Raw genomic sequence first — 20,266 nt, 5'->3', positions numbered from 1 at the left:
CATCAAAATAAGGTTATCTATACTGGTTTCTAAAATGATGTGGTAAAATTAGAGAAACAAGGTCAATTCTCAAATTGTTTAAACAAGCATTCTGTGAAAACTAAAAAGATATTACAATTTTAAGTGTTAATCCACAGGAATTACATCCACTTCCACAGATAAACTATGTTTTCCTGAGCTGAAAATTATTCCTTTCAGTGGCGGGACATCGCTGTAATCTCTTCCCCAGGCCGTAATAATGTGACGTTCGCCCGGCACCACGTTATTGGTAGGATCAAAATCACACCAGCCATAATCGGGTATAAAAACCGAAATCCAGGCATGAGACGCATCGGAACCCTGCAATTTTGCCTTACCCGGAGGCGGAAGCGTTTCCAGATAACCGCTCACATAACGGGCTGCAAACCCGAAACTCCTCAGGCAAGCAATAGCCAAATGTGAAAAATCCTGACAAACACCTTTTTTTGCCGCCAATACTTCACGAATCGGTGTGTGAATGGTTGTAAAATCCGGAACAAAATCAAATTCGGTAAAAATCTTCCGGCTTAAAGCGTGCACACATTCATAAAGCGGCCGGTCGTCCTGAAAACAATCTTCTGCAAAATGAACAATCGCGGGATCCCATTTGATCAGCGGGCTTGGCAACAAATATTCCAGCAAAGAAACTTTCAGCGGGCGATCCTGCATAAAACGCAGCCGTGCTTCCGCACAGGTAACATCCGAGCGGATCGGCGCCCCGGTTGTTTCGATCAGACATTCCACAATGCTGGTTGTCTTTACAGTAAGCTTTTTGTGCGGTGCGTGCAGCGAAAAATAATGTGTTGTATTTCCATAAAAATCCACCCGCTCAATAATCTCGGCCGGCGTTGGAGACACTTCAATTGAAAAACCCTGACAAAGTTGTTTCGGCAGCGTTCGCGGTGTCAGGCAAACGAGGCTGTGGTAGGTGCTTACCGGCTCCGCATAATTGTATTCCGTTAAATGCGTTAGCTTATATTTCATCGTTCTCTGTGGGTTTGAAAAACGAATGCTGCATGACCGTATGGCTGAAATACATATTCGTCAGTGTCATGGAAACCGACGAAATTAACCTGGAAACCTTCGACATCAGATTGAACAATTCCTTTCTATCCAATGAAACTTTGTCATATTCACTTAATGATGAAACACTTGCAAGGTTAATCAGCGTCGATGCTTCCAGCACTGCTTTTTGCGCATCATTCAGGCGTTCTCCCCTCGTTTCAGGCAATTTATCAAGATTTGCCTTTAATGAATCCAGCAGATAAACGATCGAATACGGCAACGATTTTTCAAATAAAACCATATCCAGCATCGCTTCCAGATTCAGCTGGGATTTATAAACAAGCCTGTAATTAACCAGTAAATGATGATTCAGTAAGGTCGCTTCAATCAGCTCGTTTTCAACATTGGCTTCATTTTTTACCCCAAAATTCGACTGGATAATGCTGATCTTGGAAAGAATACGTTCGATTATTTTCCCCGTATCGAGTAGTAAAAAACTGTTGTCACGCGGCATCGTTTCCGAGATCACCCCCAGGAACGTCAGCATGCTTGTGTAGAGTTTATCCAGTGTTTTCTGAATATTGCTGCTGTTCATCGAAGACCTGTTTTTCATTTCATGAAAACTGTTTTCGATCAGGTCAACGATATGCCAGATTTCAATATCCCACTGGTTCCGGACTGCGCCGACGGCATGTAAAAAAGAATCGACATTCGAAGCGACGGATCCCTGTCTGTTCACGTCGGAAGCCAGGTCAATGATTTCCTTGTAAGGTTTATTAAGCAGCTCCTGACTATCCTCACCCAGAAAACCGGGATAAGTCGAGGACAGATGTGTCAGCGACTGAAGCAATATTTTTATATGTTCCTGTTTGGAAGAGCCGCCGAAATTTCTGTCAAGATTAAGCACATTGATCACGATGTTCATAAACTTGACCACCGCCATGGTACGCTCACAATAACGTCCAACCCAGAAAAGGTTTTCGGCACTGCGGCTCGGCAATGATGGTTGTTTATTAACCGACGCCGTTACCGGAATGGTAATTTTTTCCTGCACATCATCAGTCTTATCCGAAACCACCCAGGTATCCTTCGATAACCCGCCATGCTGGTTTGAAATCACAAAACGGTCTTTTACCGGCGAACTCCGCGTTAACCCGCCCTGCATCACGTGGTAACCTTTTTCATCCGAAACCAAAAATGCCCGTATCGCAGCATAACGCGGTTCGATCAGTCCGTCAACCAGAGAAGGCGTCGTAGAAAGACTTACTTCTTCCTGCGCAATGTATTCATGCGGCCGCTGGATCAGCGCCTTTTTTAATTCTTCTTTATCTTTTGCTGTGAGAAGTCTGCCATAAACTGACCGGAACCTTGATTTACGGTTAGCCTTTTTTATGATCAGCTTATCAATATTATTTAAAACGAAATTCAGTTCTTTGGGTTGTCCGCACCACCAGGTCGCGACAGAAGGCATAATCAGATCTTCACCCAGAAAATACCGGCAGATATTATGCATAAATGCCAGAAACGCATGATTTTCCAGCACACTGGTACCCGGCGGATTCAGCACTTTTACATTTCCTTTACGAATGGCATGAAGCAGTCCGGGAACACCCAGTCTGGAATCTTCGCGAAGTTCCAGCGGGTCGCACCAGTCATCGTCGATTCTGCGGATGATCACATCGACACGCTGTAAACCTTCAATGGATTTCAGCCAGACATAACCGTCACGAACCAATAAATCATCCCCCTGCGCCAGTGTATAGCCTAAATAAGATGCCAGATAAGCATGCTCAAAATAGGACTCGTTGTTTGGCCCCGGCGTGAGATAAACAATGTTGGGTGCCTCCTTATTTTTTCCGGATAACCTGGAAACGGTGTTTTGAACGCTGTTAAAAAAAGGAGACAATTTGCTCACATACATACCGTCCGCGAGTTCCGGCAGCAGCTTGCTCATCACAATCCGGTTTTCAAGCGTATATCCTGACCCTGATGGAGCCTGGGTACGGTTGTCAACGATCCACATCTGCCCGTCAGGCCCGCGGGCAATATCCGCCGCATACATGACAAGCTGATTGGGTGCCGGTAAGATCAAATCTGCGCAGGGGCGTGAAAATCCTACATTGTCAAAAACCAGTTCAGCCGGAATGACCGCATCCCGAACCAGATTTCTCGGACCGTAAATATCACGAAGTATCAAATCAAGCAGCAGGGCCCGCTGTTGAAGGCCCTTTGCTATTAAATTCCATTCCTTTTGTTCAATTAAAAACGGAATCGGGTCGAGCTGCCAGGGGCGGTTAAGACCGTCCACGCCCTCGTAAACATTATAAGTCACCCCGTTTTCACGGAGTTTGTCAATAATTTCCTGATTCCTGGTTTTTAATTCGTCGATACCGAGCTTTTCCAGCGTCGCAAACAGGGCTTGCCAATGTGGTTTCACACGACCTTTTACATCCAGAATTTCATCATACGAGTTCAGCCCGCTGCGATATGATTGTAAAAGATTCACGGAAGCTTCAGTAAGCATAATTCAACTAAATAATTTTTCAGATGGAGGCGTTATTTTGCTTTCCAGTATTTTCTCAAATCCAAAGTGTTCGGATATTCCGGATCGATCAATTCAATCGGCGTATCACTTTTGAGCTCTTTTTTAGTCTCGGCAACAAAACGGGAAACCGCTGGTGTCGACCGATCCAAAATCGGAACTTCCTGATTAGCAGAAGGTGTATGTCCAAAACCCCAGAACAAACTGATTTTTCTGGACTCTGCCTCAAAGCTGTTGACAGGATGTGTATCAAAACTACGACCGCCAGGATGTGAAACAAAATATGTACAGCCGCCCAAGATACGGTTATTCCATGTGTCTACAATATCGAACACCAAAGGTGCATCGGCTCCGATCGTCGGATGCAGGGCGGATGGCGGATTCCAGGCTTTATAACGGACTCCGGCTACAAATTCACCTTTCACACCCGAGCTCCTCAATGGCACCCGGCAACTGTTACAAACCAGAATATGACGACCTTCTACAAAACCGCTGACCTTAACCTGAATCCTTTCCAACGATGAATCTACAAAACGAGAGGTCCCCGAATTTGTCAGTTCTTCACCCAAAACATGCCAGGGCTCAATACCCAGGCGGATTTCAAGCTGGATATTATCAACCGTAATGCCGCCATAATAGGGGAAGCGGAATTCGAAGAAAGGATCAAACCAGGAGATATCAAAATGATACCCTGAATCTTTCAGGTCATTTACAACGTCCACCATATCCATGTAAGCAAAATGCGGCAACAGGAAACGGTCATGTAATTCGGTACCCCAGCGGATCAGTTTATGTTTGTAAGGTTCTTTCCAGAATTTGGCGATAAGCGCACGGATAAGCAGCGTTTGAACGAGGTTCATATGCTTGTGCGGCGGCATATCAAAAGCACGGAATTCAAGGATACCCAGTCGGCCCGTTGACGAATCCGGTGAGTACAACTTATCCATACAGAATTCCGAGCGGTGCGTATTACCGGTAATATCAACCAGTAAATTCCTGAAAATACGATCCACCATCCAGAACGGGATTTCTTCTCCGTCCGGAATCTGGTCAAATGCAATTTCTACTTCATATAATTTTTCATCGCGCCCTTCATCAATCCGTGGCGCCTGGCTCGTAGGGCCAATAAACGGACCTGCAAACAAATAACTAAGCGCGGGATGATGCTGCCAGTACGTGATCAGACTTCTCAATAAATCAGGTCGGCGCAGAATCGGACTATCCGCCGGTTTTGCACCACCAATGGTTACGTGGTTCCCCCCGCCTGTTCCGGTATGGCGGCCATCGACCATAAATTTATCGGTTCCCAGACGCGAGAAAAATGCCTCCTCGTATAAGGCACTGATGTTATCAACCAGTTCTGTCCAGTTTTTGGCCGGATGAATATTTACCTCGATCACACCCGGATCAGGCGTAACGATCAGTTTCTGTACGCGATAATCGGAAGGTGAAGGATATCCTTCAATCCTGACAGGCATTTGCAATTTTTCGGCCGTCGCTTCAATGGAAGCCATCAAATCCAGATAATGTTCCAGATAATCCGTTGGCGGCAGGTAAACGTAAATAATCCCGTCGCGTTCTTCTACGCAAAGTGCCGTTTTAATGATCGGAACTTCAAAAAGCAATGCTTGCTCAGCCTCCTTTTCCTTCTTTATCTTTTTATCTTTTTCTTCGTCCTCGTCCTCGATCACTTTGTTCACCGGCGGAATATATTCAGGCGCAACCGTGCCATATCTTGCCTCCACGACCGATTTATAATCACCCAAAGGTGGTAAATCTTCAAACGGGCTTCTTTCAATCGGCTGCTCTCTCTTATCTTTTGCTATTTCAGGAAGAGAATCCAGCGGAAGCCTGAAACCAATGGCCGAATTTCCCGGAATCAGGAAACAATTTTTCCGACGGAATTCCCAGGCACAACTCACCCAGTTTTCACCCGGAATATTGTATTTCAAAGGCAGAACATAGCCAGTGGGGTTATTCAGGCCTTTTTGTAGTAACTGAGCTAAGGTCCGCCTTTCAATGGAATCTTTAAGATTCACCTGTAACGGATCGATATTAACAGGCAATTTGCCCTCTTCCAAGGCCCAGTAAACCGGGTCTTCGTAAGCCGGCGTAATATTGTTGGTATCAATACCCAGATATTTTGTCAGCTCTTTGGCAAATAACTCCGCCTCATGAAAAGTATACTTTGTTTGGCCTTCCTTGGCTACCAACGCGTCATTTTTCCACATCGGCAAGCCATCATTGCGCCAGTAAAGGGCATATTGCCACCGGGGAAACAACTCGCCCGGATACCATTTTCCCTGTCCGAAATGCAATAAACCACCATGGGCAAAGCGGTTTTTCAGTCGTAAAGACAAGTCGTAAGCCAGCTGCCTTTTTAATGGCCCGTCGGCCGCGGTATTCCATTCCGCACCTTCAAAATCATCAATGGAAATAAATGTCGGCTCACCACCCATGGTCATCCGCACATCTCCTTCCTGCAAATCTTTTTCTACATCATGGCCGACCTGCATGATCTTGCCCCATTGTTCTTCGGTATAAGGTTTCGTGACCCGCGGATCTTCATGGATCCTGAAAACGCTGTTATCGAATTCAAAAGTGACTTCACAAACGTCGGTTGCACCGGAAACCGGGGCTGCACTTGCATAATCGGGCGTACAGCAAAGGGGGATATGGCCTTCGCTGGCAAAAAGTCCGGAAGTTGGATCAAGCCCAATCCAGCCTGCTCCGGGGATATAAGCCTCAGTCCACGCATGTAAATCCGTAAAATCCTCTTCCGGACCCGAAGGACCGTCAAGCGATTTGATATCCGAAGTCAGCTGGACCAGATAACCCGAAACAAAACGTGCCGCAATACCCAGATGGCGAAGAATCTGCACCAATAACCAGGCAGAATCCCGGCAGGAGCCGCTTTTTATCGTCAGCGTGTCTTCGCATAACTGCACGCCGGCTTCCATGCGAATGTTATAATTGATCGAGCTAAAAAGCCTCTGGTTGAGATGAACCAGAAAATCGACCGTTTTTATATCATAATTTACCTTATTCTGTTCAATCCACTCCAAAAGCAAAGGACCGGCCTCTCTCGGTTCGAGATAAGGACCCAGTTCCTTTTTCAGCGACGCATCGTACTGAAATGGAAACATATCCGCATAATCCTCCACAAAAAAGTCAAAAGGATTGATGACCTGCATTTTGGCAATCACCTCAACCTCTACGCTTAATTCTGTTGTTTTTTCCGGAAACACAACCCTGGCCTGATAGTTGCCAAAAGGGTCCTGTTGCCAGTTTATAAAATGATTTTCGGGCGTAATCTTAAAAGAGTATCCTTCGATCGCCGTACGGGAATGCGGCGCAGGACGTAATCTGAAAATATGCGGTGACAATGCAACACTCCGATCAAACTTGTACTTGGTCTTGTGTGAAATAGCAACTTTTATAGCCATAATTGGAGAATTACAATAATCTATGATAATTTGGCGGCAATGAGTCTTCTTAGCTCTAAAAAAATGTATAATACGTATTTTTCAAAATATATTTCTACAAGAATTTATTTTTACAGAATATCCTTCGAGCGCATTTTAAACTAAACGGAAGATCTCAAAACCGAAGTCGAAGTTAAGAAGATAAACAAGGAAACGTGTTGCCCGCATAATTCATTCCTGATATTTCCATCTAATTACTCCTGATAATCTAATATTTAGCTAAAAGTTGCGAAATTCGCCATGAGTATTGCGAAATACCAACGCACTTTTGCCAGGTTTTCGCAATGTTCTAATTCCTTATTACCCCGAAATAATTACCCAAATACATTCTGTTAAAATGAAAATTGCAATTATCGGCTGCGGCAACATGGGACTCGCCTTTGCACGCGCATTCCTGAAATTTGATCTGGTTAAAAAAGAAGATTTCTTATTGGTTGAAAAAAGTGACGACCGCATGGAAAAGCTAAGCAGCTTCCAGCCCGGCGTTATTACCGGCGTGATAAGTCCGCAGATCGGCACGTATGACCTGATTATTTTATCGGTAAAACCACAGGATTTTGCATCGGTACAGGAAGCACTGCGCGCCGTGATTACGCCAAAACAGGTGGTACTTTCCATCATGGCCGGTGTAACCATTGCCAATATTCAAACAGTATTGGATCACAAAGCCGTGATCCGTGCCATGCCAAATACGCCTGCCATGTTGGGTATGGGTATCACGGCATATACCGCATCCCCAGAGGTGGATATCAACCAGCTTCGTAAAATTGAAAACCTGATCAATGCGACAGGACGCTCCGTGTTTTTGGAAGAAGAAGAACAATTGAACGCCGTAACAGCATTGAGCGGAAGCGGACCGGCTTACTTTTTCTACGTAGTCAAAGCGATGATCGAAGCAGGAAAGAAAATGGGTTTTGAAGAATCTGTGGCTGCACTTTTGGTAAAACAAACGATGCTCGGCTCTTTCCACCTTATTAACACGGCCGATAAATCGCTGGACGAATTAATCAAAGCGGTTGCTTCCAAAGGCGGTACGACGGAGGCTGCTCTGAAACAATTTGAAGCGGGGCATTTAGATGAGACTTTGATTGGGGGGATTTTGGCGGCAGAGGTAAGGTCGAGTGAGTTGTCGAAGGGGTGATTAGCAATAATTGACAATCTTTTATACCACAAATATACTTGGACTTATGAGTATGATAGGCAATTTACTTCGAGTAACAAAAAATGAACTTGAAGAATATTTAAAAGACAGTTCACTATTAGAAAGTAGAATATACAACGACGAAACCGACGATGTAGACCCTAATCTGATAGACATTGACAAATCGTGGGATGGAATAATTTTTCTGCTTACTGGACAAAATTTCGAAAATTCTAATCATCCACTTACAAGAGTTTTATTCAGTGGTCAAATAATAGATGAAGAACAAGACTTAGGTTATGGGCCCGGACAATATTTAATACCCGAACAAGTAAAAGAAGTAAATGAACAAATTTCGAAAATATCAGTTGAGGAATTAAGTAAAAAATATGACGCAAAAAAGATGGCCGAACTCGAAGTGTATCCTAATATTTGGGATAGCGAAGACGAGGTAAATTACTTAACTGAATACTTTCAGACAATTCAAGAGGTATACGCCGAGGCTGCTAAGAACGACGAAGCCATTATTACTTTTATAAACTAGACTGACAAAAAGCTGACAAAGTTGGAATTTTTGCTATGATGGTAGACGGATAATTGCTCATCTTTTTGTTCAATATTCATGGATCAAGAACTCCCTATTTATAATCGGGAGTTCTTGGTTTAGCGTTTGTAACAACTGGAACAGGTTGAAAATTTAATCACTGTCCCAGAACGCTCTTTATTTTGGGAAGAAGAAGAATTAAACGCAGTAACAGAATTGAGCGGAAGCGGTTGCTTCCAACGGCGGTACTACCGAGGCTGCTCTGAAACAATTTGAAGCGGGGCATTTGGATGAGACTTTGATTGATGGGATTTTGGCGGCAGAGGTAAGGTCGAGTGAGTTGTCGAAGGGGTGATATAGAAAGTTTTTTTCCTACTATTTACAATTACAAAACCTAACAATATGTCGTAATTATATAAATAAGGAAACTGAAACAAAACTTTCGTATATTATAGAGTTAGCAGTAATTTTAGAACGCCCACGAATGAAAGTAACAAGACAAAATTTAATTGAACTTTGCGATAATTTTCTGGGCAACAAAATTGACAAAACCGTAATTCAAAATTTTGCGTCGACAGCAATTAGTGATGATGATTTTGAGTGGGACGAAGACGAAATTATTTCGGACACAATATTTGAGTGGGATAACGAAGACATAAATTTTGAAATTAATAAAACAAACGTTTCACTTTGGAAAAAACGTTTATTGACTGAGAGAGACGACTTACTGATTTACAATAATTGGAACTCACATATTGATAGACAAAAAGAAATTTGCGAACAAAATAATTCAACTTGGAAACCAATCAATAAGAAATTAAAAATTGGAGTTTCGACAAACCTTGAAAAAGACCCAATTAACGGACTAAGACATCCATCAGAAAAAGGTACAACAGGTTGGTTTATATGGACAGGTGAATATTCCGAAGCAGAAGATTTTTTCCTACCAATTTGTGCAGAACATTTATTACAACAAAGACCAGAAATAATTAAGTATTTAGGACTTGACATCGGTTATAGATTTTTAGCTGACAGTAAAGACTACGAGGACATTTGGTATGACGAAAAACTTAAAAAAATATAAGAACGAATAAAAAAGCCATGCTAACACCGATTTGTAATCGGGGTTTCTTGGTGTAGCGTTTGTGACGCTGGGAACCTGCTAACATCAAACTGACTGCAAGTAATAAACACTAATTATGGACGAAGGAATAAAACCAATACCGAAGATTGTTAGACGAATAAAGCCATTTAGTTTTGTTGGTAAGACAGGGTATTTTTTGATCGCTGGTTTTTTCATTCCTGGTTTTACCGCAATTATTCTTCTTGGTTTCCAAATGCTTTTGACAAATTTAGGAGTTGAATGTTCTCTTGCTTACAAAATAGTTTTTTCAATTTCTGCTCTCGGTGCTTTGACAATGCCGTATTTCTTCATTAGATATTTCGCAAAGTCTCACTTTACCAAAGTGGGTATGTCAATGCGGTTAATATTTTTCAATATTGCCGAGTATACATGTATTCAAGGAGGGTTAGCATTATTTTATTCTAACTCAATCAAACTCTGCTATGTAACAGACGGACAGAATGGATTGGAAATAATTTTCTTTGGTTGGATTGCTCTTCCGATTATTATACTTTTAAGTTGGCTATTTGATGTACTTCATAAAAAACATTTGCAGCATGCTAACACCGATTTGTAATCGGTGTTTTTTGGTTTAGCGTTTGTAACGCTGGAATAGGATACATAAATAAAGCACATGTACCCGGAAACGGATCCCTTCTTAACAAAGTAATTATTCTTACATATTTCAATTGTTGAACTAAGCGTTAAAAACGCTAATACAAACAACCCTACGCGGCCCGCAACGATTACAAATCGGTGTTAGTTCGCTGTTCCGTGCGACGAATCCATATTGCTAAGTAAGGCTTTTTTTGCAGGGGTGTTATAGCCTTTTATGACTTTGCCTGAGACAATACCTGATTCTCAGAACAACCAATAAAATCCCATGCCAGCCGGTGTGGGATTTTGCTGTTTTTAGACCAAAATTTCACTTTAATAACTAATTTATTACTATTAATTTCTTTAAACAAAACTGAATCAGACAAATAGGATTATAAAAAAATCCGGAAATAATTTTTGAATGATAAAATTTACGTTAAATAAATATTTGTAAACTTTTTCTCACTACACAAAATTTAATTTTTTGAATAACAACATGTTATAGAATTTTTTCGAAAACTTTTTCAATTTTAATGAATATAAAACTTAACAAATAATTAACTTTGAAGATTGCGTTCAACATCAAAAAAGCTAAAAATATATCACATGAAAGTTGCAAATCCATCTGAAAATCAGACGACCTACACCTCAGATGAAGCTTATCAGCAATCTCTCGAATATTTCAAAGGAGACGACCTTGCAGCCCGCGTTTGGGTGAACAAATATGCGCTGAAAGATTCTTACGGAGCTATTTTCGAAGCTACACCCAATGATATGCACCGACGTATCGCCAGCGAAATTGCCCGAATTGAGAAACAATATCCAAACCCGATGAGCGAGGATGAGGTTTTTGATCTGATCAGGGATTTCAAATATATCATTCCGCAGGGAAGTCCGATGACAGGCATTGGCAACCCATACCAGATCGCGTCTTTGTCCAACTGTTTTGTGATCGGAAATAATGGTGATTCTGACTCATACGGCGGGATCATGAAAATTGATCAGGAACAGGTTCAACTGATGAAAAGACGCGGGGGCGTTGGACACGATCTGTCGCACATTCGTCCGAAAGGCTCGCCGGTTAAGAATTCCGCGCTGACGTCAACGGGAATTGTGCCTTTCATGGAGCGTTTCTCCAACTCGACGCGCGAAGTGGCGCAGGATGGGAGACGGGGCGCCCTGATGTTATCCGTGGCGATCAAACATCCGGATTCGGAAGATTTCATTGATGCAAAAATGGAACAGGGCAAAGTAACCGGCGCCAATGTTTCCGTTCGGATTGACGACGCTTTCATGCGCGCCGTTGAAGCGCATCAGCCTTATACCCAGCAATACCCGATCGACAGCAAAACGCCTCTGTATTCAAAAGAGATTGACCCGACGGCTTTGTGGAAAAAAATTGTTCATAACGCGTGGCAATCAGCCGAGCCGGGGATTTTGTTTTGGGATACCATTATCAGAGAATCTTTGCCGGATTGTTATGCCGACCTGGGTTACAAAACGGTCTCGACCAATCCTTGTGGTGAAATCCCGTTATGTCCTTATGATTCCTGTCGTTTGCTGGCAATCAATTTATTCTCTTATGTAGAAAATCCGTTTACAGACAAAGCTGTATTTAACTGGGATCTTTTCAAAAAACATATCAACGCTGCTCAGCGTATGATGGACGATATCATCGACCTGGAACTGGAAAAAATTGATGCCATTCTTGAAAAAATCGACGAAGACCCGGAAGGTGATGAAATCAAACGTACAGAAAAAAATCTCTGGCTGAATATCCAGACCAAAGCAAGAGAGGGCAGAAGAACGGGTATTGGCATCACCGCCGAAGGGGATATGCTTGCTGCACTTGGCTTGCGTTACGGAAGCGACGAAGGCTCCGAATTTTCCGTTGAAATTCACAAAACAATTGCATTGGCTGCTTACCGCGCCTCTGTGAATACAGCGAAAGAACGCGGCGCATTCACCATTTTTGATGCCGACAGAGAAAAAAACAACCCGTTTATGCTTCGTTTGAAGGAAGCAGATGCCCAGCTTTATTATGAAATGCTGGAACATGGGCGCAGAAATATTGCGTTATTGACCATCGCACCCACAGGCACAACCAGCTTGATGTCGCAGACAAGCTCGGGTATTGAGCCGGTATTTATGCCGGTTTACAAAAGAAGAAGAAAGGTAAATCCGAACGATCAGGACGCGCGTGTGGATTTTGTGGATGAAGTAGGCGATTCGTGGGAAGAATATGTGGTTTTCCACCATCGTTTCAAACAATGGATGGAGATAAACGGCCACGACCTGACCAAAAACTATGCACAGAAAGAGCTGGATGATCTGGTAAAACAATCGCCGTATTACAAAGCCACTTCCAATGATGTAGATTACCTGAAAAAGGTAAAAATGCAGGGCGCTATCCAGCAATGGGTTGATCACTCGATCAGTGTGACTATTAACATGCCGAATGATGTAACGGAAGAATTGGTTGGTGAATGTTATCTGGAAGCCTGGAAAGCGGGATGTAAGGGAGTTACCGTTTACCGGGACGGCTCACGTTCGGGGGTTTTAATTTCCAATGAAGAGAAGAAAGAGGAAGATAAAATCAATAACACCCCTTTCCCAACGATCCGCCCACAGACTTTGGACGCCGAAATTGTTCGTTTCCAGAATAAAAAAGACAAATGGATCGCCTTTATCGGTTTGATCGACAACAGACCTTATGAAATTTTCACAGGTTTTGCCGATGATGAAGACGGGATTCTGATTCCAAGATGGGTTAACGAAGGTTTGATCATCAAAAATCGTGAAGCTGATGGAAGCTCGCGTTACGATTTCCAGTATAAAAACACACGTGGCTACAAAACAACCATCGAAGGGTTATCACACAAATTCAATCCGGAATACTGGAATTATGCAAAATTGCTTTCCAGTACATTACGTCACGGTATGCCGATTGAAAAAGTAGTCGACCTGATCAGCAGTTTACAACTGGATGAATCCATCAATACCTGGAAAAATGGTGTGGCGCGTGCGCTGAAACGTTATGTCCCGGATGGCACCGAAGTTAAAAAACAAAAATGCCAGAACTGTAATTCTACCAATCTGCTTTATCAGGAAGGATGTCTGACATGTAAGGACTGTGGTTCTTCAAAGTGCGGATGATCAGAAATTTCACTTTAAAATAAAAGAAGTCAACCTTTAAAAGGTTGACTTCTTTTTGACTTAAGCTCAATACATTTTGTTTTAGTTAGCCCCTTATTTCGAGCAGCATATCATCCGTGATGTTATTTTTTTCCTTAAAATCGGAAACTTTGTCTACAAAAGAAATATGCAGGGCTTCGATATTTTCCAGGTTTTTATAAGCGCCATCGTAAATCTGATTTAAAGATTTGTCGAGATCCTGCACGTTCACATTCATATTTTCAGTCTCAACCTGGCCTATTTTCTTGATTACGGCCGTTTCACTGTTTTTTAAATCCTCGATCTCACGAAGAATTTTTTCCATTGATTTAAACTTTTCAATCTTATCCATAAGTCTCAAGTTATTGTTTGATAATCAAATGGATAAAATATCGTACCAATAGCGTTTAGCGCTCCCTTAGGATCAGCGGTCCGAAAAAATAAATTTACCAGTTACACATCAGTTAGAGAAAAGCGATTCCGGTCTTTGTATCAGTATGAAAGACATAAAGTATTACCTCCGCGCCCTTTTCTTGTTCATTGCGATAAGTTCTTTTAACCAACTGATAGCGCAAACGAGTGAGCAAACAACGAATTGGAAAGGATTTGATAAAGTCGAGTTTTCATTTCAAAATACAAAAGCCTGGTATGTAAAACCGAAACAGGCGCTAGCTGGCAATCCCTGGGTTTGGCGTGCGCATTTTCCAACCTGGCACACTGAAATGGATAGTATTTTATTAAGTCGTGGTTTCCATGTCGCCTATGTAAATACGAATGATCTTTTCGCACACCCCAAAGCAATGCAGATTTGGGATTCATTTTATGATTATCTGGTGAAGGAAAAACAATTCGCTCCGAAGGTTGCACTGGAAGGCGTCAGTCGCGGCGGTTTGTATGTATACGGATGGGCCAAACGTAACCCGGATAAGGTTAGCTGCATTTACGCGGAAGCGCCGGTTTGTGATCCGAAAAGCTGGCCGGGAGGGAAAGGTACCGGACAAGGCTCTCCCAAAGACTGGACAAGCTGGCTCGAACTTAACCACCTTACCGAAGAAACATCGAAAACATTTGAAGATATCCCCCTGAATGATCTGGCTGGTCTGGCATCATTTAAAGTGCCCATTTTGCACGTGATCGGGCTGAAAGATAAAATTGTACCACCGACAGAAAATTCGGACATTCTGGTTCAAAACTATTTGAAACTTGGAGGGCCGGCAACCGTTTATCCCATGACACGCGGTGAACAAGCTTTGGAAGGGCATCATTTCCCAATCGAACATCCTGAAAAGTTCGCAGATTTTATTTACGATAACAGCGTTCCCGTACTGAAACCGCTGCCTCATACGCCCTATATCGAACTGAACCGCGGCCTGAGTAATGCTTATGAGAAGTTCAGCACTACAAAAAAAGGCACGGTAGCTTTTCTTGGAGGGTCAATCACGCATAATCCCGGATGGAGGAACAAAACAGCACAATACCTTCAGGAACATTTTCCTGAAACGGAGTTTACGTTTATAACGGCAGGAATTCCGTCGCTTGGCAGCACACCACACGCCTTCCGTTTTCAGCGCGACGTGTTGGATAAAGACACGCCTGATCTTCTTTTTCTTGAGTCTGCAGTGAATGACCGCGGTAATGGTTTCAGCGAACAGGCTCAGATAAAGGGGCTTGAAGGAATAATTCGCCAGATGTACGCTAAAAATGCAAAAGCAAATGTTGTACTGATGGCATTTGCCGAACCAACCAAAAACACGGATTATGACAATGGAAAAGAGCCGCTGGAAGTGGCTGTACACCAGCGAATAGCCAAATATTACGGAGCGGCTTATATCAATCTTGCCAGGGAAGTCTATGATCGGATTCAGGCAGGAGAATTTTCCTGGAAATATGATTTTAAGGATTTACACCCTTCTCCCTACGGACAGGAGGTCTATTTTCAAACGATCAAGGAATTGTTAAAACGGACGCCGGATAACAATGCTGCCGGAATGATAAAATTACCGCCCGCTATTGACAAGTTTTCTTATGAAAAGGCAAGTTATCATCAGGTTTCAGAAGCGCGGAAACTGAATGGTTTCAAAATTGATCCGGACTGGAAACCGATTGATAAAGTTTCTACAAGACCGGGTTTTGTCAATGTCCCGATGTTAGTCAGTGAAAGTGCGAATGGTTCGTTTGAATTTGAATTTAAAGGACGTGCAGTCGGGATCGCTATTATTTCCGGGCCTGACGCAGGGAAAATTTCTTATTCTATTGATGGTAAAAAAGCAAAAAGTCTCGACTTATTCACACCATGGAGCAACCAGCTTCATTTACCCTGGTATCTGATGCTGTCGGATGAGCTTTCATCAGGTAAGCATACTTTGCGTTTGACTGCTGTCCAGGATAAAAACGAAAAAAGTATCGGGAATGCTTGCCGGGTGGTTTATTTTTTGGTGAATGAGTGATTGTAAAGCGCCCCTAAAATTCAAGAAGAATCAAATCGAGATTGGGGATATTTGAAAATCCTTTATCAAAAGTTACAAATCCAACTTTCAAAAACTGCGCGGTAGCCGCAATAATAGCGTCAGGCAATTTTATCCGATGCTTTTGTTTTAGATCGATAGCACGTTGCTTTATAGCGTCAGTTAGCTCCAAGATCGAGCAATCATTTAAAAGTAGTTTGAAATAGTTTTTTTCAGCTTCAGTAATTTGGTAATACCCCAGTAATTCAATCTCGGTAATGGCTGAAACAAATATCTCTTTGCCCTGTAAATGCGGTTCAATCCCTTCTTTCCCTTCGGCAAGGTTTATAAATACATTGGTATCAGCAAGAATTTTTTCACCATTCATCTCTTAACTCTTTTTGATAAGTTAAGCCATCTAAGCCTCGTTTTAGCTTCCCCGCATATTTTTTGGCATCAAACCCTTTTCGGGTAGATCTCTCCTCCGCAATAGCCTTCATCGCATCCTGAATTGCAGAAGGCGGGGCGTCTTTTTTTATGACTACAACCATGATTTCATTTTTTATCTGCCTTAGTAACAACTAATTTATGAATTTTGATCTGATTAGCAATGACCAAAATCGCCGTACCACAACTTTGAATAAAATTCCCCTTTACTTTCCCGTTTGTGTCGTGTAAGTGCTCTCAAAAATCTTGTCGGCATTGGCAGCCTCAAATCCGTCGCGACGGTGTTTTCTTGAAATTTCGGGTGACGATAAACCTGAAAATTGTTGTAAAACCCTTCGCTCCGCAAATTCAACATAGGAGCCGGATATCCTGTATGTTTCGCCACCGACAAATTCGGCGTCGATCATTTCTGCCACCGTTGCGCTTTGTATCAAACCGCCATCCGGACTTGTCTTGATTTTTCCGCCGGACGTATTCAGCATTATCCCGTGTTTTTCAAGGAACACATTGAAGTCGGCGACGGTATCATAACCTTTTGGCAAATTATGCACACTGATCGTAAAGTGGTTAAGATAATATCGGTTGTAGATAACCCAGGCAGCGTATTCGCTTTCTTTTAGCAAAGTCAGGTAGTCACTCAGCGTGGGTGTTCGCCAAAGCGGTGTGTGTAAAAACTGATCCACAGCATCTGCATCGTTCAAATCCAGGTTATCCACAGGATCACCGACAACTTCGTCGGTATAACTTTTAATGATGCGCTGACTTTCCTCCGAAAGATCTCCTACGCGAAGCTCACTGACGAAAATACGAGGATCTCGTTCTCTCGCCGGGCTATACCACCAGGCATCCAGTTTTTTCCCTTCAAAAAAGTAATGATCCCGTTTTTCATAACCATAGGGAAGAAATATTTTTTCGAAAGAGGAAATCCCGAGCTGAGGCACGCCCATAGTCCGGAATGCAATATGATCGTTTTCGACATCTTCTTGCGTCTTAATTATTCCCTCGGAAACCATCGCATCCAGGATTTTTTTTACATCCGGGACACGCTCTTTGTAGCGGCGCATTAAGCCGTTCAAAACGATATCTAATTTCGCTGTATTTTGAATTGAAGCGGGCATAAAATGAAAAGTTTATTGTTCAGTCTTGATTACAAACGATTTTGTTTTATTCTTTTGATTAATAGTATGTTTTAATATTATATTCTGCCAAGTGGTTATCTATTAAAATTTATATTATGTATTATTAAAAAAACATTTATTTTGCAAATGTCCATACATAATCAGTATATTTGAATGTTTTATTAAAATAACTTGAAATATTTAGAGTATAATTATATCCTGCTCTATTTTATCTGGTAGTATACCCTGACCGAATTTTATACCAATAACGTAATAAATAAATGAAGAAGCGACTCTTCTTTTTGGGCGGAACAGTTCTCACGATTGTAATGGGGGTGATTTCCTGTTTTCAAAAGAATGGTAGTGCCACAAAAAAGTCTTCGGAGGAAGTTGTCAGTTATAATTTCCACATCCGCCCGATTTTATCTGACAAATGTTTTGCCTGTCACGGGCCGGATGCTAACAAACGGGAAGCCGGTTTGCGGCTTGATATGGCTGAAAGTGCATACGCCAAATTGAAGGACGGTAAGGGTGCCGTCGCTATTTTCCCCGGAAAACCCGAACAATCGGAGTTGTATAAAAGGATCACATCGCTCGATCCCGAAATCCAGATGCCAACACCAGAATCTCATTTGGGTCTGTTGAACGAGTCAGAGATCGGCCTGGTAAAAAAATGGATTGAACAAGGTGCAAAGTATGAAAAACACTGGGCATTTACGACGCCCGTGTTGCCCAAAATACCGGAGGTCAACCAGGAAGACTGGCCCAAAAACGAGATTGATTATTTCGTTTTGGATAAAATGGAAAGTCTGGGTATCAAACCGAATGAAGAGGCGGATAAAAATAACCTGCTGAAAAGGGCTTCACTGGACCTGACAGGTTTACCGCCTTCGATTGAACTTCAGAACAAATTTGCGGCTGATAACAGTGCTGATGCCTATGGAAAAATAGTCGACGAATTGCTTCGCCAGAAAACATATGGAGAAAAAATGGCGCTTCACTGGCTCGACGTCGCGCGTTATGCGGATTCTTATGGATATCAGGATGATGAAATCCGTACGCAATGGCCCTGGCGTGACTGGGTGATCAGTGCTTTCAATAAAAATTTGCCCTACGATAAATTCCTGACCTGGCAAATTGCCGGCGATATGCTGCCAAATGCCAACAAAGAGCAAATTCTGGCTACTGCATTTTTCAGAAACCATAAGTATACCGAGGAAGGTGGGGTGATTCCGGAAGAATACCGGATTGAATATAATATTGACAAAACGAAAACGTATGGGATGGGCATTCTGGGTCTTTCGGTGGAATGCGCGCAGTGCCACGACCATAAGTATGACCCGATTTCTCAGGAAGATTATTATCGTTTGTTCGCGTTTTTCAACAACACCAAGGAGGTCGGTTATGAAGGCGACGTGTCGCAGTCGAAACCGGCAAAAAATCCGATCATGACCATTTCGGATGCGGAGGCAAAGAGCATTCTGACTTTTATAAATAGTCCGGATACCAACCGTTTGATGGTTTCCGTAATGGGTGAGCGCGATACTCTGCGCCCAACACATATCCTGAACCGGGGTGTTTATGACGCACCTGGAAAGGTGGTATCAGCCTCCGGACTGCCGTCCGTTATGAAATTTGACACGACAAAAATTCCTCAAAACCGACTGGGATTAGCCAGCTGGACCACCAGCAAACAAAATCCGTTGACGGCCAGGGTCTTTGTAAACCAGATCTGGCAGGAGTTTTTCGGCAGGGGTATTGTGAAAAGTACCGGCGACTTCGGGATGCAGGGAGAACTGCCGACACATCCGGCGTTGCTCGATTGGCTTGCAGTCGATTTTATGAATCATGGCTGGGATATCAAACGATTGATCAGGCAGATTGTGACCTCAAACACTTACAAGCAGTCGGCGAAACTTACGAAGGAAAAAGAAAAACAGGACCCCGACAACATTTACCTTTCACGAGGGCCGAGATACCGTTTGCCGGCAGAATCCGTCCGCGATATTGTTTTGTCGAGCAGTGGTTTACTTAATTCAAAAATCGGCGGACCGAGTGTCAAACCTTATCAGCCTAAAGGACTGTGGGAAGCAGCCACGTCGGGAAGGGGCCAGCTGGCCAAATATAATCAGGATCACGACGATGCGCTCTACCGCAGGGGGATTTACACTTTTATCAAACTCACGGTTCCACCTCCTTCGATGATCATTTTTGATGCCAGTAACCGGGATCATTGTGAAGTAAAACGTTCGAAAACCAATACCCCTTTGCAGGCGTTAGTGATGCTGAATGATCCTGCGGTTTTGGAAGCTTCGAGGGTTTTAGCGGAAAAAATGTCTTTGAAATCTTTATCTCCCGAGCAAAAAATTATCGAATCATTTCAAAGAATTGTGTGCCGGAAACCGTCGGATAAGGAAGTCAAGCTGCTTACTGAATATTATAAAGATGAATTTGCTATCATAGAAAAAAGCAAAAACCAGGCGCACAAAATTTTAAATGTGGGCGAACATCCGCATGAATTAAAGGTAAATCAGAATGAAGCGGCAGCGCTCATGCGGGTGATTAACACGCTTTATAATATGGAAGAAACGATTACAAAATCGTAAGTCCAGCTGTTGGCTATTAGCG

The 20,266-nt window shown here is 42.7% G+C and carries 14 protein-coding genes and 1 pseudogene; 8 read left to right on the top strand and 7 right to left on the bottom strand.

Features of this window, described 5'->3' with window-relative positions; translation table 11 throughout:
- Positions 1 to 126: 126 nt before the first annotated feature.
- From M1L62_RS21325 to M1L62_RS21315, 3 genes are read right to left on the bottom strand one after another with little or no spacing between them, the layout of a single operon-like run.
- Entirely contained in the window at positions 127 to 1,002 is an 876-nt protein-coding gene (locus tag M1L62_RS21325; RefSeq protein ID WP_254561654.1) for a transglutaminase family protein, read from the bottom strand.
- The gene (locus tag M1L62_RS21320; RefSeq protein WP_254561653.1) at positions 992 to 3,547 is read right to left on the bottom strand and encodes a circularly permuted type 2 ATP-grasp protein; all 2,556 of its coding nucleotides are present in this window, start codon (positions 3,545 to 3,547) and stop codon (positions 992 to 994) included. Before M1L62_RS21320 ends, M1L62_RS21325 begins: the two co-directional genes overlap by 11 nt.
- Positions 3,548 to 3,579: 32 nt before the next feature.
- Positions 3,580 to 7,011 carry a transglutaminase family protein gene (locus M1L62_RS21315; RefSeq protein WP_254561652.1) on the bottom strand — a complete coding sequence of 1,144 codons (3,432 nt, stop codon included), beginning with the start codon at positions 7,009 to 7,011 and terminating at the stop codon, positions 3,580 to 3,582.
- 376 nt (positions 7,012 to 7,387) lie between these two features.
- Here M1L62_RS21315 and proC point away from each other — a divergent pair, with 376 nt between their 5' ends.
- The 6 genes and pseudogenes from proC to M1L62_RS21285 all read left to right on the top strand — a co-directional run bounded on the left by proC (position 7,388) and on the right by M1L62_RS21285 (position 13,611).
- On the top strand, positions 7,388 to 8,191 hold the full coding sequence (gene proC, locus M1L62_RS21310) for a pyrroline-5-carboxylate reductase (RefSeq protein WP_254561651.1): 804 nt from the start codon (positions 7,388 to 7,390) through the stop codon (positions 8,189 to 8,191).
- A 46-nt stretch (positions 8,192 to 8,237) separates the two neighbouring features.
- The gene (locus M1L62_RS21305; protein WP_254561650.1) at positions 8,238 to 8,735 is read left to right on the top strand and encodes a YfbM family protein; all 498 of its coding nucleotides are present in this window, start codon (positions 8,238 to 8,240) and stop codon (positions 8,733 to 8,735) included.
- A 223-nt stretch (positions 8,736 to 8,958) separates the two neighbouring features.
- Positions 8,959 to 9,090: pseudogene (locus M1L62_RS29765) on the top strand (pyrroline-5-carboxylate reductase dimerization domain-containing protein); the annotation flags it as partial.
- A gap of 129 nt (positions 9,091 to 9,219) precedes the next feature.
- Positions 9,220 to 9,819: an immunity protein Imm33 domain-containing protein gene (locus M1L62_RS21295; RefSeq protein ID WP_254561649.1), complete on the top strand. Its 600-nt coding sequence runs from the start codon at positions 9,220 to 9,222 to the stop codon at positions 9,817 to 9,819.
- Positions 9,820 to 9,934: 115 nt separating this feature from the next.
- Positions 9,935 to 10,435, top strand: a complete 501-nt coding sequence (locus M1L62_RS21290) for a hypothetical protein (protein WP_254561648.1) — start codon at positions 9,935 to 9,937, stop codon at positions 10,433 to 10,435.
- A 626-nt stretch (positions 10,436 to 11,061) separates the two neighbouring features.
- On the top strand, positions 11,062 to 13,611 hold the full coding sequence (locus M1L62_RS21285) for an adenosylcobalamin-dependent ribonucleoside-diphosphate reductase (protein WP_254561647.1): 2,550 nt from the start codon (positions 11,062 to 11,064) through the stop codon (positions 13,609 to 13,611).
- An 85-nt stretch (positions 13,612 to 13,696) separates the two neighbouring features.
- Here M1L62_RS21285 and M1L62_RS21280 read toward each other — a convergent pair whose 3' ends face one another.
- On the bottom strand, positions 13,697 to 13,954 hold the full coding sequence (locus M1L62_RS21280) for a hypothetical protein (protein WP_254561646.1): 258 nt from the start codon (positions 13,952 to 13,954) through the stop codon (positions 13,697 to 13,699).
- A gap of 172 nt (positions 13,955 to 14,126) precedes the next feature.
- Here M1L62_RS21280 and M1L62_RS21275 point away from each other — a divergent pair, with 172 nt between their 5' ends.
- A complete protein-coding gene (locus M1L62_RS21275) occupies positions 14,127 to 16,076 on the top strand; it encodes an SGNH/GDSL hydrolase family protein (protein WP_254561645.1) in 1,950 nt (649 codons plus the stop codon).
- A 13-nt stretch (positions 16,077 to 16,089) separates the two neighbouring features.
- Here the strand turns inward: M1L62_RS21275 and M1L62_RS21270 are convergent, their stop codons facing one another.
- The 3 genes from M1L62_RS21270 to M1L62_RS21260 form a co-directional block, all read right to left on the bottom strand.
- The gene (locus M1L62_RS21270; RefSeq protein ID WP_254561644.1) at positions 16,090 to 16,461 is read right to left on the bottom strand and encodes a type II toxin-antitoxin system VapC family toxin; all 372 of its coding nucleotides are present in this window, start codon (positions 16,459 to 16,461) and stop codon (positions 16,090 to 16,092) included.
- Positions 16,451 to 16,624, bottom strand: coding sequence for a hypothetical protein (locus M1L62_RS21265; RefSeq protein WP_254561643.1), 174 nt, complete (start codon positions 16,622 to 16,624; stop codon positions 16,451 to 16,453). Before M1L62_RS21265 ends, M1L62_RS21270 begins: the two co-directional genes overlap by 11 nt.
- Positions 16,625 to 16,726: 102 nt before the next feature.
- A complete protein-coding gene (locus M1L62_RS21260; protein ID WP_254561642.1) occupies positions 16,727 to 17,638 on the bottom strand; it encodes a DUF1338 domain-containing protein in 912 nt (303 codons plus the stop codon).
- Between the two features lie 281 nt (positions 17,639 to 17,919).
- On the opposite strand from M1L62_RS21260, the gene M1L62_RS21255 reads away from it, so the two are divergent.
- Entirely contained in the window at positions 17,920 to 20,244 is a 2,325-nt protein-coding gene (locus M1L62_RS21255; RefSeq protein WP_254561641.1) for a PSD1 and planctomycete cytochrome C domain-containing protein, read from the top strand.
- Positions 20,245 to 20,266: the final 22 nt, after the last annotated feature.

Origin of the sequence: Dyadobacter diqingensis, assembly GCF_024220585.1 — a bacterium.
Classification (GTDB): domain Bacteria; phylum Bacteroidota; class Bacteroidia; order Cytophagales; family Spirosomataceae; genus Dyadobacter; species Dyadobacter diqingensis.
The sequence above is the reverse complement of the archived record's forward strand: the minus strand, read 5'-3'. Positions and strand labels throughout refer to the sequence as shown.

What these genes read in the sequence shown, in the direction of transcription:
- M1L62_RS21320 (WP_254561653.1), bottom strand. Translation starts at nt 3,547, where the DNA reads ATGCTTACTGAAGCTTCCGTGAATCTTTTACAATCATATCGCAGCGGG.
- M1L62_RS21285 (WP_254561647.1), top strand. Translation starts at nt 11,062, where the DNA reads ATGAAAGTTGCAAATCCATCTGAAAATCAGACGACCTACACCTCAGAT.
- proC (WP_254561651.1), top strand. Translation starts at nt 7,388, where the DNA reads ATGAAAATTGCAATTATCGGCTGCGGCAACATGGGACTCGCCTTTGCA.
- M1L62_RS21295 (WP_254561649.1), top strand. Translation starts at nt 9,220, where the DNA reads ATGAAAGTAACAAGACAAAATTTAATTGAACTTTGCGATAATTTTCTG.
- M1L62_RS21305 (WP_254561650.1), top strand. Translation starts at nt 8,238, where the DNA reads ATGAGTATGATAGGCAATTTACTTCGAGTAACAAAAAATGAACTTGAA.
- M1L62_RS21265 (WP_254561643.1), bottom strand. Translation starts at nt 16,624, where the DNA reads ATGGTTGTAGTCATAAAAAAAGACGCCCCGCCTTCTGCAATTCAGGAT.
- M1L62_RS21280 (WP_254561646.1), bottom strand. Translation starts at nt 13,954, where the DNA reads ATGGAAAAAATTCTTCGTGAGATCGAGGATTTAAAAAACAGTGAAACG.
- M1L62_RS21325 (WP_254561654.1), bottom strand. Translation starts at nt 1,002, where the DNA reads ATGAAATATAAGCTAACGCATTTAACGGAATACAATTATGCGGAGCCG.
- M1L62_RS21260 (WP_254561642.1), bottom strand. Translation starts at nt 17,638, where the DNA reads ATGCCCGCTTCAATTCAAAATACAGCGAAATTAGATATCGTTTTGAAC.
- M1L62_RS21315 (WP_254561652.1), bottom strand. Translation starts at nt 7,011, where the DNA reads ATGGCTATAAAAGTTGCTATTTCACACAAGACCAAGTACAAGTTTGAT.
- M1L62_RS21270 (WP_254561644.1), bottom strand. Translation starts at nt 16,461, where the DNA reads ATGAATGGTGAAAAAATTCTTGCTGATACCAATGTATTTATAAACCTT.
- M1L62_RS21275 (WP_254561645.1), top strand. Translation starts at nt 14,127, where the DNA reads ATGAAAGACATAAAGTATTACCTCCGCGCCCTTTTCTTGTTCATTGCG.
- M1L62_RS21255 (WP_254561641.1), top strand. Translation starts at nt 17,920, where the DNA reads ATGAAGAAGCGACTCTTCTTTTTGGGCGGAACAGTTCTCACGATTGTA.
- M1L62_RS21290 (WP_254561648.1), top strand. Translation starts at nt 9,935, where the DNA reads ATGGACGAAGGAATAAAACCAATACCGAAGATTGTTAGACGAATAAAG.